Raw genomic sequence first — 16,345 nt, forward strand, 5'->3', positions numbered from 1 at the left:
AATATCAGTTGTGTTGGCTTGGTGATCAATGCTCAATGGATTGTCAGGGTTGGCAATCCAAAGGGCATTAAAAAGCCGACTCTCAGGTCGGCTTATTTATTATTTGGTACCAAATATCTTATCGCCTGCATCACCCAGGCCAGGCACGATGTACCCTTTGTCATTCAGACATTGATCGATCGAAGCGGTATACAACTCAACATCTGGATGCGCTTTCTCCAGCGCGGCGATCCCTTCAGGAGCGGCAACCAGCACCAGCACCTTAATGCTGCTGCAACCGGCTTTCTTCAGGAGGTCGATAGTGGCGATCATCGAACCACCGGTAGCCAGCATTGGGTCAACCACCAGCGCCATGCGCTCGTCAATGTTGGAAACCAGTTTCTGGAAATAAGGGACCGGCTCCAGGGTTTCTTCATCACGATAAACCCCAACCACGCTGATACGAGCGCTCGGTACGTGCTCCAGCACCCCTTCCATCATGCCCAGACCGGCACGCAGGATTGGCACTACGGTAATCTTTTTCCCTTTAATCTGCTCAACTTCAACCGGCCCACACCAACCTTCGATGGTAACTTTCTCTGTCACCAGATCGGCGGTCGCTTCATAGGTCAGCAAACTACCCACTTCAGAAGCCAGCTCACGAAAGCGTTTGGTGCTGATATCGTGTTCGCGCATCAGACCAAGCTTGTGCTTAACCAGCGGGTGTTTCACCTCAACGATCTTCATCATTTTTCTCCTATTAAGGTGGTTGACGGCCAAAAAAATCGCCGGATTATACCGCCTTTTGCTTCCGACGCCACTACCAATAGCCGGATCGAGATCAACAAAAGCGTGATCAACAGTATAGAAGACGAAAAGTTCGAGCGGGCTCACATGGTTCTCGCAAACGTTTGCTTGCGCTGTTAGAATTGCCGCGCCTGGTTCCGGCACCACCGCCGGAAGCACCGTTCTCAAACCGCAAACCGTCGTGGGGATCGCGCAGTGACCGACAAAACCTCTCTCAGCTATAAAGACGCAGGTGTCGATATCGATGCTGGCAACGCATTGGTAGACCGCATCAAAGGTGTAGTGAAACAGACCCGCCGCCCGGAAGTGATGGGTGGACTGGGCGGTTTTGGCGCCCTGTGCGCGTTGCCGCAAAAATACCGCGAGCCGATACTGGTTTCCGGCACCGACGGCGTGGGTACCAAGCTGCGTCTGGCGATGGATTTAAAACGCCACGACACCATCGGTATCGATCTGGTGGCGATGTGTGTTAACGATCTGGTGGTTCAGGGCGCTGAACCCTTGTTCTTCCTCGATTACTTCGCTACCGGCAAGCTGGATGTGGATACCGCCGCCAGCGTGATCACCGGGATTGCCGAAGGGTGTAAACAGTCCGGCTGTGCGTTAGTGGGTGGCGAGACCGCCGAAATGCCCGGCATGTACCACGGTGAAGACTATGACGTCGCTGGTTTCTGCGTGGGCGTGGTTGAGAAATCCGAAATCATCGACGGCAGCAAAGTACAGTCCGGCGATGCGCTGATCGCTCTGGGCGCTTCAGGCCCGCACTCCAACGGTTATTCGCTGGTGCGCAAGATCCTCGAAGTGAGCAAGACCGACCCCACCACCACTGACCTGGCAGGCAAACCGCTGGCAGATCATCTGCTCGAGCCGACCAGGATTTACGTCAAATCGGTACTGGAATTGATCGAGAAAGTGGAAGTGCACGCGATTGCTCACCTGACCGGTGGCGGCTTCTGGGAAAACATCCCACGTGTGTTGCCAGAAGGGATGCAGGCGGTGATCGACGAGTCGAGCTGGCAGTGGCCTGCCGTGTTTAGTTGGTTGCAACAGGCAGGCAACGTGAGCCGTCATGAAATGTACCGTACCTTTAACTGCGGTGTCGGTATGGTGATTGCGCTGCCACAGGAGTCGGTAGAAAAAGCCATCGCCATATTGACCGCCGCGGGTGAAAAAGCCTGGCAGATTGGTAAACTGACCGCTTCTTCTGACGAACAACAAGTGGTCATCCAGTGATGAAAAAGATTGTGGTGTTGGTCTCCGGCCAGGGGAGTAATCTCCAAGCACTGATCGATGCCTGCCAACAGGGCCGGATCGCCGCCACTATCGTGGCGGTATTCAGCAATAACGCGCAGGCTTATGGCCTGCAGCGTGCCGAAGAGGCTGGCATTGCCGCTCAAGCGCTGGATGCCAAAGCCTTTGCCGATCGCGAAGCCTTTGACGCCGCGTTGGCGCAGGCTATCGACCAATACCAACCCGATCTCGTGGTGCTGGCCGGTTATATGCGCATTCTCAGCAACGCCTTTGTGCAGCACTATGCCGGGCGCATGCTGAATATCCACCCTTCCCTGCTGCCGAAATACCCTGGGTTGCATACCCATCGTCAGGCTATCGACAACGGCGACGCCGAACATGGCACTTCGGTGCATTTCGTCACGGAGCAGCTCGACGGTGGCCCGGTGATCCTGCAAGCCAAGGTACCGATCTTCCCTGGTGACGAGGAAGATGAGATCATTGAGCGGGTGCAGACCCAGGAACACACCATATACCCTCTGGTAGTGAGCTGGTTTATTGAAGGGCGGCTGGCAATGCGCGATAACGCCGCCTGGCTGGACGATGAACGCCTGCCAGCGCAAGGTTATGCCGCCGACTGATCCGCAATTTAACCGCAATCTAAACGGTGCCTTTCACGGCGCCGTTTTTTTTCGCCTTGAATCTGCTCCTGGGGTTATACTTTTGCCAGATTACTGATACCTAGGAGAATGTATGTCGAGTACCACCAACGTCAGGCTGCGCCCGCTGGAGCGGGAAGATCTGGCGTTTGTTCACCAGATGGATAACAACGCCAGCGTCATGCGCTACTGGTTCGAAGAACCTTATGAAGCCTTTGTCGAGCTTTCCGATCTGTACGATAAACACATTCACGATCAGAGCGAACGGCGTTTTATCATCGAGCATGAAGGGGCCAAGGTCGGGCTGGTTGAACTGGTAGAGATCGACCATATCCACCGCCGCGCCGAATTCCAGATCATCATCGATCCGGCGCATCAGGGCAAAGGCTACGCCAGCACCGCCGCCAAACTGGCGATGGACTACGGCTTCTCGGTACTTAACCTGTATAAGCTGTATTTGATCGTCGATAAAGAAAACCCGAAGGCGATCCATATTTACAGCAAGCTGGGCTTTGAGGTCGAAGGCGAATTGATTGACGAATTCTTCGTTAGCGGTGCATACCGCACCGTGCTGCGCATGTGCATCTTCCAGCCGCAGTATTTGGCGAAGTTCAAGACTGCCCAGTCTGGTGATAATCCATTGATTAAATAACAGCCAGTCGGGGAGATATTATTCTCCCCGAAAGATGCAGAATTACTTCGCGCCCAGATAATCCCATTTTCCCACTTCCACACCCTGATTACGCAGGATGTTATAGGCGGTGGTCAGGTGGAAATAAAAGTTGGGGATGGCGAAAGTCAGCAGGAAATCTTGCGCGGTGAAGTGGAAGTCACGCGTTTTGCTTTTAATCTCAATGTTGCGGTCATCGGCCTCGGCAAAATCTGCCGCCTGGAAGCCCTGCACATAGGCGATGGTTTTTTCGATACGCTGGTACAGTTCGGCAAAGCTGGCTTCGTTATCCGGCATGGACGGTACTTCCTGCCCGGCTAATCTGGCCACTGCGCCTTTGGCAGCATCGCTGGCAATTTGTACTTGCCGCAGCAGTGGAAACATATCTGGCGCCAGTCGAGCTTCTAACAGCACGCTTTCAGCCTGCTGCTTCTGCTGCAAGAACTGCTCACCTTTTTTCAGTAACGCCGACAGGATCTGCAAACCACGGACAAACTGTAATGGGGAATGGGCATAAATCGATAAAGACATACAACCTCCAGATGTGAGTGACCAGCCATCTTACGCCGGTTGCCGGAGTAATGTCGTTGAGTTGTTTGACAGAGTGTGTCCGCATCCCATATTCATGCAAAAAATCTATTTAACATTAAAAATCATATAAATAGTCAATTTTCATGCCCCTTTGAGAATATCCTTGGTTGGCCAAGCGAGTGGTGAATTAGCTCGCATTATTAGGTATCATCACTCGCTACTACGGATAGCCCTGCAGGAACCGTCACGCTGGCTGCCGCCTGGCATCCCGCACTTTCGCGGCGAATGGACTTCTAACGGCCTGAAAAACATGCGTAATTACAACTTATTATGGTGTATATGGGGATTATGGACACTGTCCATCGTTCTCTGGCTGACAGGGATCAGCTTCACCGGTATCTACTTAAAACGCGCGCTGCTGGCCGCCTTGGTCCTGGCACTGTTGGCAACGCTGGCGTTTATCTACAAAATAACAAGGATGGATCAAATGCTGTCATTCAATAAGAAAAATAAAGCCGTTAATGAGGAAAAAGCGCAGGAGCTGATCGATCAGCCCGTGCCTCAGCCGGCTGCTCACTCTGAGCCAAACGCCCTGCCTGAAGTTGCCGACGCCATCAAGCCAATCCGTGCCAAGAAGGACACCTTTATCTCCAATGGTGCGCTGTTCACCGGTGTGATCGAAGGCGATGGCAATATCATTGTCGAAGGCCGGGTTGAGGGAAACATCATTTGCAGCCACATGGTGCGCATTGAAACCAGCGGCCATGTCAAAGGCGAGATCCGCGCCCAGCAAATCATGATCAATGGCCCCGTTGAAGGCCGTTGCTTCGCCGACTCGCTGTCAATCCAGCCGAAGGGCAGCATGCGCGGTGATATTTTCGCCGACGAAATCTCCATCGAGAAAGGCGGCCTGTTTATTGGCCAGTCGCAGTTGATGCAAAAAACGCCTCCACAGGCCCAGCCCGCTCAGGCAAAAGTGACCGCACTGAAAAAGGTTGAACCTGAACAGCAGGAACAACCGACCCCGCAGCCGAGCAAGCATGCCAATTAAGCTCCTCGCCCGTCAGCCATAGCGGCCAGTAATGTAATCCTCTGTACGGCGTTGGCGTGGCGAAGTGAAAATCGCGTCGGTATCGTTATATTCCACCAGCGTCCCCTGGTGGATAAACGCCGTATAGTCGGAAACCCGCGCTGCCTGCTGCATGTTGTGGGTCACCAGCACCACGCTGTAGCGCTGTTTCAGCACCGAAATCAATTCCTCGATGGTTAAGGTGGAAATCGGATCCAGCGCAGAGGTCGGCTCATCGAGCAGCAACACTTCCGGTTCAACCGCGATCGCCCGTGCAATCACCAACCGCTGTTGTTGGCCGCTGGATAGGCGGAACGCATTTTCCCGTAACCGATCTTTCACCTCATGCCACAGCGCGGCGGCACGTAAGGAACGCTCCACGGCTTCATCCAGAATGCGCCTGTCACGGACGCCCTGTAAGCGCAGGCCGTAAACCACGTTTTCGTAGATCGATTTCGGGAACGGGTTTGGCCGCTGAAATACCATGCCCACGCGCCGCCGCAAAGCGGCAACGTCAATCTGCGGGCCGGAAATGGTTTCGCCATTAAGTTGCAGTTCGCCGTCAATCCGGCAGCGATCCACCAGATCGTTCATGCGATTAAAGCAGCGCAACAGTGTCGACTTGCCGCAGCCAGAAGGACCGATCAGCGCCGTCACTCGGTGTTTGGGAATACGCAGGGAAATATTGTGCAGCACCTGCTTGTCACCATAAAACAAATCCAGGCCGTTGACCGCCAGCGCGGTATGCTCATCGGCAAGATGCTGGACGTCCAACCGAGGTAGGCTGCCCGGCGTTATCAGACTCATTTGGCACTCCCCAAAAGATTTAACCTTGTTATTGCGACCATGCTTTATACCGTTCCCTTAGCGAATGCCGAATACCCATTGCCGTCAGGTTCAACCCAACGACAATTAACACCAGCAGGAATGCCGTGGCAAACACCAGTGGCCGCGCTGCTTCTACGCTGGGGCTCTGAAATGCCATATCGTAGATCTGGAAGCTCAGGTGCATGAATTTACGTTCCAGGTGCAAATAGGGGAAAATATCGTCCACCGGCAGCACCGGTACCGATTTCACTACGCCAACCAGCATCAGCGGTGCCGTTTCCCCCGCCGCACGTGCTACGGCCAGGATCAGGCCGGTCATCATCGCCGGTGCCGCCATCGGCAGCACGATCCGCCAGAGAGTTTCCGCCCGGGTGGCTCCCAGAGCCAATGATCCCTGGCGCAACGAAACGGGAATACGCGACAACCCTTCTTCAGTAGCGACAATCACCACCGGCAAGGTCAGCAATGCCAGGGTCAATGCGGCCCACAGTACGCCCGGTGTGCCGAACGTCGGGTTCGGCAAGGAGTCGGCATAAAACAGCCGATCGAGCGACCCCCCTACTATATAGACAAAGAACCCAAGACCAAATACCCCGTAGACGATCGATGGCACCCCCGCCAGATTCACTACGGAGATGCGGATCAGCCGCGTCAGCAGATTATTACCGGCATACTCGTGCAGATAGACGGCGGCAATCACGCCAAACGGCATCACCACGATCGACATCAGGATCACCATCAACACGGTACCAAAGATCGCCGGGAACACGCCCCCTTCGGTATTGGCTTCCCGCGGGCTGTCGGTCAGGAATTTTTGTACTTGCTTGGTCCAATGCGCCAGCTTCTGCCCGCTGCTCATGTCGTTCGGATACCAGGCATCGCGCACCTGGCTCAGGGGAATGGTATGAACCTGCCCATGCATGTCGCGCAGCAGCAAGGCATCACGCTGGCGATCGCGTTCCAACCCTTGCAGTTTGCCTGCAAACTGGCGGTATTGGCGTTGCAACTCCTGCCGCTCGGCACGGATAGAGGCTTGCCAGCGCGCATCCAGCTTATTCTCACGCTGCAGACTCTTTTCATGCAGGCGTAAATGCTCAAACTGTTCGTTAATCCGTGCCATGTCGCGGAACTGAATATCACGCGCCTGTCGCGTCAGCGCAGCAATCTGCGGCAAGCGCTGTTGCAACGCCTGGCTCAGATCGCTGCCGGTCAATGGTTGACCATCTTCCAGTAAGCCAGCCAGGTAGCCGTACGCGGTGCCATTGCTGTTACGCTCCAACACCAATAAATCGCGAGGGGTAGTCATTCTACTGACGTCACTGGCCAGCAAAGTACGGAAATCCTGCCCTTCGCTTTCCCGGTTCCCCACTTTGATCAGGTAGCGGATAAAGCTCTGCGCTTCCCCTGGGGGCAACGCAACACCGGCGTCTTGCAATTGCTGGCGCGAGATCGTTTGCCGTTGATATAGCTCGCCCACCACCGATACCGGGCCTGCGGCCGTCTGATTCAGCTCGAACTGATTGACTGGGCTGGGCCAGAAATACCGTGTCCCCTGCCCGGCCAGCAGCAGTAAAATGCCGATCAGCGCCAGCAGGCTGATGGCCACCGATGCCGCCGTCAGCCAAATCCACGGGGAGCCGCTTTTCACCCAGCTTCTCATGGTGTCTCCTGGTTCAGCGTATAGCGCTTACGCAAGCGTAAACGTACCGCCTCCGCCAGCGTGTTAAACACAAAGGTAAAGATAAACAGCACCAGCGCGGTCAGGAACAGGACCCGATAATGGCTGCTGCCCGTGACGGCCTCTGGCATTTCGATGGCGATATTGGCCGCCATCGCCCGTAAGCCCTGGAACAGGCTGCCGTCGATCAGCGGCGTGTTGCCGGTGGCCATCAGCACGATCATGGTTTCCCCCACCGCGCGGCCAAAACCGATCATCAGCGCAGAGAAAATACCGGAGCTGGCGGAAGGCAACACCACGCGCAATACGGTTTGCCACTGGGTGGCCCCCAGGGCCAATGAACCCCGGCTAAGCGAGGCTGGCACACTGAACAACGCATCCTCTGCCAGCGAAAAGATAATCGGCACCAGTGCGAAGCCCATCGCCACACCCACCACCAACGTGTTGCGCTGATCGAAGTCCTCACCCAACCAGAAATGCAGCGGTTCACCAAACAGCTTAAGCTCCAGCCAAGGTCCTACGGCAAGCGCCAGCCAAACGGTCAGCACCACCACCGGTAACAGCAACAGTAAATCCCAACCCGGTGACCAAGGCCGCCTCGTAAATCGGTTAACCAGCCAACTGCATAACAGCACGACCCCTGCCAACAAGAACGGCAAAGCCAACACGGCCAGCAGATAACGCTCGATCATCGGTGCCAGCCAGATACCGGCCACCAGCCCAATCACCACCGTTGGCAACGCGCCCATCACCTCGACCGCCGGTTTGACGACCCGCCTTAACCCTGCCGACATAAAGCAGGCGGTATAAATCGCCCCGGCCAACGCCAGCGGGATGGCGAATAACATGGAGTACGCCGCCGCCTTGAAGGTGCCAAAGATCACCGGCATCAAGCTGAATTTAGCCTGGTAGCTATCTTCACCCGAGGTGGATTGCCACACATAGGCCGGCTCAGGGTAGTTCTCATACCACAGCCGCTGCCACAGTGAACGCCAGGTGACGTCTGGATAGAGATTATCCACAGCATAATGCTGCCAACCCTGGGCCGTTTCCAGCAACAGACCGTCGCCACGCGGGGCAAACGCCATCTGTTGTACGTTGGCGGGAAGCTTGTCCTTGAGCAACGGCTTGGACTGAATACTGGAAAACAAGGCGAACTCGCCCTGCGGCTGCAAGGTGGCGAATACCCGCCGATACGGCTCGGCGACCAACAACTCCTGCGTGGTAGTCTGATGGGCAAATTGCTGTATCGGTGCTAACTGGTAGCGCTGGTTTTTCTCCACGTCAAACCATTCACGCAGGCTACCGTCGCCAGCCTGGATCAATAATGCGCTCCCCCCTGGCAACGCCGTCAGGCGATAGGGAGGATGTTCACCCAAGGTTCGCGTCTCTCGCAGCTGCGGCTGTGCCCCTTCAATCTGATAGCGGGCCAGTTGGTTGCCGGTTAACAGATAAAGCTGGCGGCCATCCGGCGTTAGCAACAGTTGTTGTGGCGCGGCTTCCAAAGGGATTTCCGTGGGGTGGCCCTGAAGCGTCGGGCTGAAACGCCCAAACAGCAACCGGTTGTCGTCCGTTACCGCCGCCAGCAGGAAGTTGCCGCGGCGGACTTGTGCCAGGCTTAGCAATGTCAGTGCATGCCCATGGGGATCAAACGCCAATGGCTCCTGCCCTAGTGGAAAGCGCCACTGTGGTTCACCACCGCCCGCCGGTGCAAAATCGGCCTGGGCAACCATCAATCTGCCATCCGCACGCGCCAGGGCAAACAGGTCGCGCTCTCCAACCGCCTGAGCCAATAATGTAGGCTGGCTCAATAGCGTTTGCTGTGCAGGGTTATTGCTCGGTGCCTGCAACGGATAAAAATGCCCTTCCCCCTGGCGATCGATGCGATAACCAATACGCTGCTGGACGTCCATCCCGATGGCCAGCGCTGGGGAGCTGTAGCTCATTGGCAATACGCGCGAAGTGCCTAGCGAGGCCGGTTTAAACAGCGGTAGAACCGAAAGCAAGAGATAGACAAAGATCAGCATCAGCGTCATCAATACCAGCAGCCCGCTGACGGTCACGGCCCCTTGTACGCCACGATCAACGTGCGCACGCAGGCGATCCCGGGGATGTTGGTTAAGCGTTGTCTGTGCCATTTGCCTGTCGTCGGTTCCGTTGTCGGGCTTGCACCCAAAGATAACCGGGCATCTTATGTCAGTTTTGTGACGTTTGCATGACAAAGTTACCGGGTGCCATGATAGAGGAATAACAATTTGCGGCGGGCAATGCGGCGGGATAACTCCGCAGATATGTTGGACATTGTTGTCAATCTCTCGCAATAATGAAGAAGGACACTAGAGCGGTATTCGGCGATAAGTCCGATCCTTTTCTAAAATTGAACTGGAGTAGCAATGGGTCAGGAAAAGCTCTACATCGACAAAGAATTAAGCTGGTTATCCTTTAATGAACGCGTGTTGCAGGAAGCCGCAGATAAGAGCAATCCCTTGATTGAGCGCATGCGATTTCTGGGCATTTACTCCAATAACCTGGACGAATTCTATAAAGTCCGCTTTGCCGATCTGAAACGGCGCATCTTGATCAGCGAAGAACAGGGTTCAGGTGGCGCTTCACGTCATTTGCTGAAAAAAATTCAGGCCAAGGTGCTGAAGACCGATCAGGAGTTCGACAGCCTGTACAACGATCTGCTGCTGGAGATGGCGCGCAACCAGATCTTCCTGATCAACGAGCGCCAGGTGTCAGAGAACCAGCAAATCTGGCTGCGGCAATACTTCAAGCATCATTTGCGCCAGCACATCACGCCGATCCTGATCAATCACGACACCAATCTGGTGCAGTTCCTGAAGGACGATTACACCTATCTGGCGGTGGAGATCATTCGCGGTACACGCATCGATTATGCGTTACTGGAAATTCCGTCCGACAAAGTGCCCCGTTTCGTCAATCTGCCGCCGGAAGCCCCCCGCCGACGCAAGCCAATGATCCTGCTGGATAACATCCTGCGCTATTGCCTGGACGACATCTTCAAGGGCTTCTTCGACTATGACGCGCTCAACGCCTATTCGATGAAAATGACGCGCGATGCAGAATACGATCTGGTGACCGAAATGGAATCCAGCCTGTTGGAACTGATGTCGTCGAGCCTGAAACAGCGCCTGACCGCCGAGCCGGTACGCTTTGTGTATCAGCGCGATATGCCCAACGAGATGGTGGAACTGCTGCGTAACAAGCTGGGGATTTCCAACTACGACTCGGTGATTGCCGGTGGCCGTTACCACAATTTTAAAGACTTCATCAGCTTCCCGAACGTCGGCAAGGCCAATCTGGTCAACCGCCCGCTACCGCGCCTGCGGCATATCTGGTTCGATAAATTCCGCAACGGCTTCGATGCCATCCGCGAAAAAGACGTGCTGCTGTACTACCCGTACCACACCTTTGAACACGTGCTGGAGTTGCTGCGCCAGGCGTCGTTCGATCCCAGCGTGCTGGCGATAAAAATCAATATCTATCGGGTAGCCAAAGACTCACGCATTATCGAATCGATGATCCATGCGGCGCATAACGGCAAGAAAGTGACCGTGGTGGTGGAGCTACAGGCACGCTTCGACGAAGAGGCCAACATCCACTGGGCCAAACGCTTGACCGAGGCCGGGGTGCACGTGATCTTCTCCGCGCCGGGGCTGAAAATTCACGCCAAACTATTCCTAATCTCGCGCCGTGAAGGTGACGATATTGTGCGCTATGCTCATATTGGTACCGGCAACTTTAACGAAAAAACCGCCCGTATCTACACCGACTACTCGCTGCTGACCGCCGATTCACGCATCACTAACGAAGTACGCCGGGTATTCAATTTTATTGAAAATCCGTACCGGCCGGTCTCCTTCGACAACCTGATGGTTTCGCCGCAGAACTCCCGCCGCATGCTGTACGATCTGATCGATCGTGAAATTGCCAACGCATTAGCCGGTGAAAACGCCGCTATTATGTTGAAAATAAATAATCTGGTGGATAAAGGGCTGGTAGATCGGTTATATACCGCTGCCGCTGCCGGCGTGAAAATCCGTCTGTTGGTGCGCGGCATGTGTTCGCTGATCCCCAACCTGCCGGGAATTAGTGACAATATTCAGGTTATCAGCATCGTCGACCGTTTTCTGGAACACGATCGGGTGTACGTTTTCGAAAACAAAGGTGACAAACGGGTTTATCTCTCTTCCGCCGACTGGATGACCCGTAACATAGATTACCGTATCGAAGTAGCAGTATCGCTGCTGGATCCGGCGCTCAAGCAGCGCGTTCTGGATATTCTGGAGCTGCTGTTTAGCGATACGGTCAAGGCCCGTTATATCGATAAAGAACTGAGCAACCAGTATGTACCGCGTGGCAATCGCCGCAAGGTACGTGCACAGGTGGCCATTTATGAGTATTTAAAAGCTCTGGAACAACCGGACAACTAGGCCAGCCACTATGCCGCTAAAAAGCACTGCAACCAATAATAAGCCACAGGAAATCGCTGCCATCGATCTTGGCTCGAACAGTTTCCATATGGTGATCGCCCGCGTCGTTAACGGCGCCTTACAGGTGTTAGGCCGTTTAAAACAGCGGGTACACCTTGCCGATGGATTGGACAGCGAAAACGTGCTCAGTGAAGAAGCCATGGAGCGGGGCCTGGCCTGCCTGGCGCTGTTTGCCGAGCGATTACAGGGTTTCCCGGCGGATAACGTTACTATAGTGGGTACCCACACCCTGCGTCAGGCGGTGAATGCCGAGGTGTTCCTCAAGCGGGCGGAAAAAGTGATCCCTTATCCAATCGAAATTATCGCCGGGCAGGAAGAGGCCCGTCTGATTTTTATGGGGGTCGAACATACTCAGCCGGAAAAAGGCCGCAAGCTGGTGATCGACATCGGCGGTGGCTCTACCGAACTGGTGATCGGGGAGGATTTCGAGCCTCTGCTGGCAGAGAGCCGCCGCATGGGTTGCGTGAGCTTTGCCCACCTGTTCTTCCCTGAAGGGGAGATCAGCAAAACCAACTTTAAACGAGCACGCCTGGCCGCCGCACAAAAATTGGAAACCCTGGCCTGGCAATACCGCATCCAGGGCTGGCAATATGCTTTGGGGGCATCTGGCACCATCAAGGCCGCCCACGAAGTTTTGGTGGCCATGGGTGAAAAAGACGGTTTGATTACCCTTGAACGGCTGGAGTTGCTGGTTGAGCAGGTGTTGCAGTTTAAAAACTTCAGCGCCCTGAGCCTGCCGGGCCTGTCGGAAGATCGTCAATCGGTATTTGTGCCGGGGCTGGCGATCCTGTGTGGGGTATTTGATGCACTGGCAATCCGCGATCTGCGTCTGTCCGACGGTGCCCTGCGAGAAGGCGTGCTGTATGAAATGGAAGGCCGCTTCCGCCACCAGGATATTCGCAGCCGCACGGCCAAAAGCCTGGCCGATCACTATAATATTGACCGCGAGCAGGCCAAGCGCGTGCTCGATACCACCGAGCTGTTGTACGCTCAGTGGATGGCGCAAAATACCAAACTGGTGCAGCCACAGTTGGAAGCGCTGTTGAAATGGGCCGCCATGCTGCATGAGGTGGGGTTGAGCATCAACCATAGCGGTATGCACCGCCACTCCGCCTATATTCTGCAAAATACCAACCTGCCGGGCTTCAACCAGGAACAGCAGTTGCTGCTGTCGGCGCTGGTGCGCTTCCAGCGTAAAGCGATCAAGCTCGAAGAGTTACCCCGCTTGAACCTGTTCAAGAAGAAATATTATCTGCCGCTGATCCAGTTGTTACGCCTCAGCACCCTGCTTAACAATCAGCGTCAGGCCACCACTACACCGGAAACTCTGCGCCTGACAACCGATGATAATCACTGGACGCTGCGCTTCCCGGTAGGCTATCTGACGCAGAACAACCTGGTACAGCTCGATTTCGAGCGTGAGCAGGAATACTGGAATGACGTGGTTGGCTGGAAACTGGTGATAGAAGAAGAAGGCGAGCAGGACGCAGACACAAAACCTGCGGCCTAACCCACACCGTATTCAGTATGTTTTGATTGGGATCCTAATGAAGTATCCAGCCGTTTGTTCCCCTCACCCCAACCCTCTCCCACAGGGAGCGGGTTGGGGTGCTAGGTTGGCGTGTGCTGCTTCGGTATCTACGGAGTAAGAAGAACGCGGATGGAGTATGACGCAGAAAAATCAGCGTACTCGATCGGTCCCCTCTCCCTGTGGGAGAGGGTTAGGGTGAGGGGCATACTCTCAGTCAGACTCTTCGTCTTCCGGCAGTGCCTCCATCGGCACTAGAGACGCCAACAACTGGGGTTTACCGATAAAGTAGCCCTGCATATAATCCACGCCCAGACTTTTAAGCGCATCGCGCTGCTCGGCCGACTCGACGTATTCCGCCACAATCGACAACCTCCTCATCAGCGCCACCTTACAGATTGACGAAATGATCTGGTAATCCACCTTGCTGGTCAGCATGTCCTGCACAAAACTGCCATCGATCTTCAAGATATCGACATGCAGCTCCTTCAGGCGATCGTAGGTGGCATAGCCGGTGCCAAAATCATCCAGGGCAATGCGACAACCTAACTGACGCAGCTCTTTCAGCGAGTTCTTGGCATATTTCACATCCTGCACCAGATGAGACTCCGTCACCTCCAGCACCAGTTGATAAGGCTCAATCTGGTATTGCCGCAGGGCATCGCGCACGTCTTGGCACAGGCTTGGGCGACATAGCGAGGACGGTGACAGATTCACTGCAAAGCGCGCGCTAGGCATACCTTCGCGATGGAGCTGCATAAACTGCAGGGTTTGGCGCAGTACCCACATATCCAACTGGTAAGCCAAACCAAATTCATGCACCACCGGTAGAAATTCGTTGGGAGGAATGACGTTACCTTCATCATCCAGCATACGCAGCAGGATCTCATGGTAAGAATCGCCGCGAATCCCGACAATCGGTTGAGCCATCAACATGAAACCGTCGTTATCTAGCGAGCGTTGCACCCAGTGTAACAAAGCGACTTTGCGCTTGATTTCATCCTGCACCACATGATGACCATTCTGCACGTTTTCAGGCCGGCCGCTGGTCAGCGACATTTCCGCCAACGAGCTCAATTCCCCCAGTAACAGATGCAGGTGTTCCACTTCCGAATAGACTCCACAGTAGCTAATTCCCAGCGGTGGATGGATTGGCAGACCGTTCCACACCAGACGAAACTTCTCCAGCGTACTCTGGATTTTGGCCACCCGGGCCTCACCGTCAGAACCGTTGAGCCGCAGCACCAGATCGTACCCCGGCAGGTGATAGACGTCTTCCCCTTCCTCCAGCACCGTGCGCAGGCTGCTCGCCAGCTTCTGTTTGAAGCGGATGCGCAACTGCATGCCATAGTTCCGGCTGAGCAAATCCAGCTCGGAAATCCGCAGGAAGCACAGCGTAGAACGCGGCACCTTGGCCAGATCGCGCTTCAATGCGCGCAGGTTGGGTAAGCCGATGACCGGATCTTTCAGTGAGGCATTTTGCGCCTTGGCATGATCCATCCGCTGGCGAGTATGCACCGCAGAAGTCAGCAAAATACTGAGGGTGAACGCCAGCATCATTGACGAGATCATGGTCAGGTTATGCAGCAGGCTGTCCCATTGCACATAACCCGGATAGTTAAAGAACAACACCAGCAGGGTTGCTGCCCAGATAATACAGTTGAACAGGTAACCAAAGCGCATAGCGCTATACAGCATCACCGGCAGTAGCAGCGTCAGGCTGTAGTCGGGCACCTGCATCGCGTTGGTATCTGCCGTGTGGTAGGCAAGTACCACCACCAAGGCAATCAGCACCACCAACCACAGTTGCAGTTCACTCTTTTTGACCGACGGCGCCATCTCACGGCGGATCCTTCCCAACAGTACGCGGGCAAATTTGGGATTCTTGATGATCCGTAAGGCGAAATAGAACAACTGCATGGAAGACAGGCAGCCAATCAGGATGGCCTGGAAATTGATCAGTGCGTGTAGGTGATTACCGCTACCGGAAAGCATGCCGAGTTCGTCCGGCAACAAATCGAGACCGATAACCAGCTGTAAACCAAATATAAACAGCACTGGCGGCATCAGTACCAGCCAGATCAGCCGGTATTTACCCAGCTTCAACTCGGTGAGCCCCACACACCAGCGGCGCTGCGACTGGCAGCGATAGCCCCACCAGCAAATGCTCAGACATCCCACATACAGCAACGTCATGATCACGTCGACATCATTGCCGGAACGGTTGGAGTAGCGGATAAGGATAGCCAAAGCGATGCCTGGCATGGCACGCCAGTCATAAACCATCAGCAAAGAAAAACAGACCGCCAGCGGTAGATAGACCAGATACACTTTGCCATCAGGCAGCATCAGGCGTGGCGATAGCCAGCCTGCAAGCGGCACCAGTAGCAGGCTCAGCACTATAGGCTGCCCCCACCAACGGTCACGTAAATTATTCCAGAACTTTAAAATACCCATCAAGACACTGTATCCGCTAAGGCGTGATTCACTTCGTCGCTTAAGCGTTTTAAATCGCAGAAAAGGCAGGATCCGATCCCACCACAGAACCATTCTGGGAACAAGCTGAGACATCCGGTTCCAGCATCAAGAATGGCTGTGAATTCTATTCTCTGCGATAGCTTAAGATTTGACCACGATCAATTAATAGAGAAAAGGCTAAGAAAAATCCATACAACACTCAATAGGTCGATAATAACCTATTAATACACAACAAAAAATCAGACAAAATCTATATCCCGTCCATTTCGAGTGACCGCTTAAAAAGTGGTGGACATAAACCCCAGCTAAATTGCTCAGTCAAACGCACGGAAATAAATGGACATCTTTTGTCATCAGAGCCTAGAATTCCA

At 54.5% G+C, this 16,345-nt stretch carries 12 protein-coding genes; 6 read left to right on the plus strand and 6 right to left on the minus strand.

Annotated elements, in window-relative coordinates; genetic code table 11:
• Positions 1-99: 99 nt before the first annotated feature.
• A complete protein-coding gene (upp, locus tag A6U95_RS25680) occupies positions 100-726 on the minus strand; it encodes a uracil phosphoribosyltransferase (RefSeq protein WP_024484908.1) in 627 nt (208 codons plus the stop codon).
• A 255-nt stretch (positions 727-981) separates the two neighbouring features.
• Here upp and purM point away from each other — a divergent pair, with 255 nt between their 5' ends.
• From purM to speG, 3 genes are all read left to right on the plus strand, one after another.
• Positions 982-2,019, plus strand: a complete 1,038-nt coding sequence (gene purM / locus A6U95_RS25685) for a phosphoribosylformylglycinamidine cyclo-ligase (RefSeq protein ID WP_024527056.1) — start codon at positions 982-984, stop codon at positions 2,017-2,019.
• Positions 2,019-2,657, plus strand: a complete 639-nt coding sequence (gene purN / locus A6U95_RS25690) for a phosphoribosylglycinamide formyltransferase (protein WP_065686549.1) — start codon at positions 2,019-2,021, stop codon at positions 2,655-2,657. Before purM ends, purN begins: the two co-directional genes overlap by 1 nt.
• A gap of 112 nt (positions 2,658-2,769) precedes the next feature.
• The gene (speG, locus tag A6U95_RS25695; protein ID WP_065686550.1) at positions 2,770-3,327 is read left to right on the plus strand and encodes a spermidine N1-acetyltransferase; all 558 of its coding nucleotides are present in this window, start codon (positions 2,770-2,772) and stop codon (positions 3,325-3,327) included.
• 42 nt (positions 3,328-3,369) lie between these two features.
• Here the strand turns inward: speG and A6U95_RS25700 are convergent, their stop codons facing one another.
• On the minus strand, positions 3,370-3,876 hold the full coding sequence (locus A6U95_RS25700; protein ID WP_024527053.1) for a DUF1993 domain-containing protein: 507 nt from the start codon (positions 3,874-3,876) through the stop codon (positions 3,370-3,372).
• 310 nt (positions 3,877-4,186) lie between these two features.
• On the opposite strand from A6U95_RS25700, the gene A6U95_RS25705 reads away from it, so the two are divergent.
• Complete coding sequence (locus tag A6U95_RS25705; protein ID WP_083196466.1) at positions 4,187-4,927, plus strand: polymer-forming cytoskeletal protein; 741 nt, start codon at positions 4,187-4,189, stop codon at positions 4,925-4,927.
• A gap of 12 nt (positions 4,928-4,939) precedes the next feature.
• Here the strand turns inward: A6U95_RS25705 and pstB are convergent, their stop codons facing one another.
• The 3 genes from pstB to A6U95_RS25720 are packed head-to-tail and all read right to left on the minus strand — an operon-like array spanning position 4,940 to position 9,589.
• The gene (pstB, locus tag A6U95_RS25710; RefSeq protein ID WP_065686551.1) at positions 4,940-5,752 is read right to left on the minus strand and encodes a phosphate ABC transporter ATP-binding protein PstB; all 813 of its coding nucleotides are present in this window, start codon (positions 5,750-5,752) and stop codon (positions 4,940-4,942) included.
• Positions 5,753-5,780: 28 nt separating this feature from the next.
• Entirely contained in the window at positions 5,781-7,433 is a 1,653-nt protein-coding gene (gene pstA / locus A6U95_RS25715; protein ID WP_065686552.1) for a phosphate ABC transporter permease PstA, read from the minus strand.
• Positions 7,430-9,589, minus strand: a complete 2,160-nt coding sequence (locus tag A6U95_RS25720; protein ID WP_065686553.1) for an ABC transporter permease subunit — start codon at positions 9,587-9,589, stop codon at positions 7,430-7,432. The genes pstA and A6U95_RS25720 overlap by 4 nt, the downstream gene beginning before the upstream one ends.
• Before the next feature lie 255 nt (positions 9,590-9,844).
• Here A6U95_RS25720 and ppk1 point away from each other — a divergent pair, with 255 nt between their 5' ends.
• Together ppk1 and ppx are read left to right on the plus strand one after the other, a co-directional pair.
• Positions 9,845-11,908: a polyphosphate kinase 1 gene (gene ppk1, locus A6U95_RS25725; RefSeq protein ID WP_065686554.1), complete on the plus strand. Its 2,064-nt coding sequence runs from the start codon at positions 9,845-9,847 to the stop codon at positions 11,906-11,908.
• Between the two features lie 10 nt (positions 11,909-11,918).
• Positions 11,919-13,478, plus strand: coding sequence for an exopolyphosphatase (gene ppx / locus A6U95_RS25730; RefSeq protein ID WP_065686555.1), 1,560 nt, complete (start codon positions 11,919-11,921; stop codon positions 13,476-13,478).
• Positions 13,479-13,709: 231 nt separating this feature from the next.
• Here the strand turns inward: ppx and A6U95_RS25735 are convergent, their stop codons facing one another.
• Positions 13,710-15,953 carry an EAL domain-containing protein gene (locus tag A6U95_RS25735; protein ID WP_065686556.1) on the minus strand — a complete coding sequence of 748 codons (2,244 nt, stop codon included), beginning with the start codon at positions 15,951-15,953 and terminating at the stop codon, positions 13,710-13,712.
• Positions 15,954-16,345 lie beyond the last annotated feature (392 nt).

The organism is Serratia sp. 14-2641, assembly GCF_001692375.1.
Lineage (GTDB): Bacteria > Pseudomonadota > Gammaproteobacteria > Enterobacterales > Enterobacteriaceae > Chania > Chania fonticola_C.

What these genes read in the sequence shown, in the direction of transcription:
- ppx (WP_065686555.1), top strand. Translation starts at nt 11,919, where the DNA reads ATGCCGCTAAAAAGCACTGCAACCAATAATAAGCCACAGGAAATCGCT.
- purN (WP_065686549.1), top strand. Translation starts at nt 2,019, where the DNA reads ATGAAAAAGATTGTGGTGTTGGTCTCCGGCCAGGGGAGTAATCTCCAA.
- speG (WP_065686550.1), top strand. Translation starts at nt 2,770, where the DNA reads ATGTCGAGTACCACCAACGTCAGGCTGCGCCCGCTGGAGCGGGAAGAT.
- A6U95_RS25705 (WP_083196466.1), top strand. Translation starts at nt 4,187, where the DNA reads ATGCGTAATTACAACTTATTATGGTGTATATGGGGATTATGGACACTG.
- upp (WP_024484908.1), bottom strand. Translation starts at nt 726, where the DNA reads ATGAAGATCGTTGAGGTGAAACACCCGCTGGTTAAGCACAAGCTTGGT.
- pstA (WP_065686552.1), bottom strand. Translation starts at nt 7,433, where the DNA reads ATGAGAAGCTGGGTGAAAAGCGGCTCCCCGTGGATTTGGCTGACGGCG.
- pstB (WP_065686551.1), bottom strand. Translation starts at nt 5,752, where the DNA reads ATGAGTCTGATAACGCCGGGCAGCCTACCTCGGTTGGACGTCCAGCAT.
- A6U95_RS25720 (WP_065686553.1), bottom strand. Translation starts at nt 9,589, where the DNA reads ATGGCACAGACAACGCTTAACCAACATCCCCGGGATCGCCTGCGTGCG.
- ppk1 (WP_065686554.1), top strand. Translation starts at nt 9,845, where the DNA reads ATGGGTCAGGAAAAGCTCTACATCGACAAAGAATTAAGCTGGTTATCC.
- A6U95_RS25700 (WP_024527053.1), bottom strand. Translation starts at nt 3,876, where the DNA reads ATGTCTTTATCGATTTATGCCCATTCCCCATTACAGTTTGTCCGTGGT.
- A6U95_RS25735 (WP_065686556.1), bottom strand. Translation starts at nt 15,953, where the DNA reads ATGGGTATTTTAAAGTTCTGGAATAATTTACGTGACCGTTGGTGGGGG.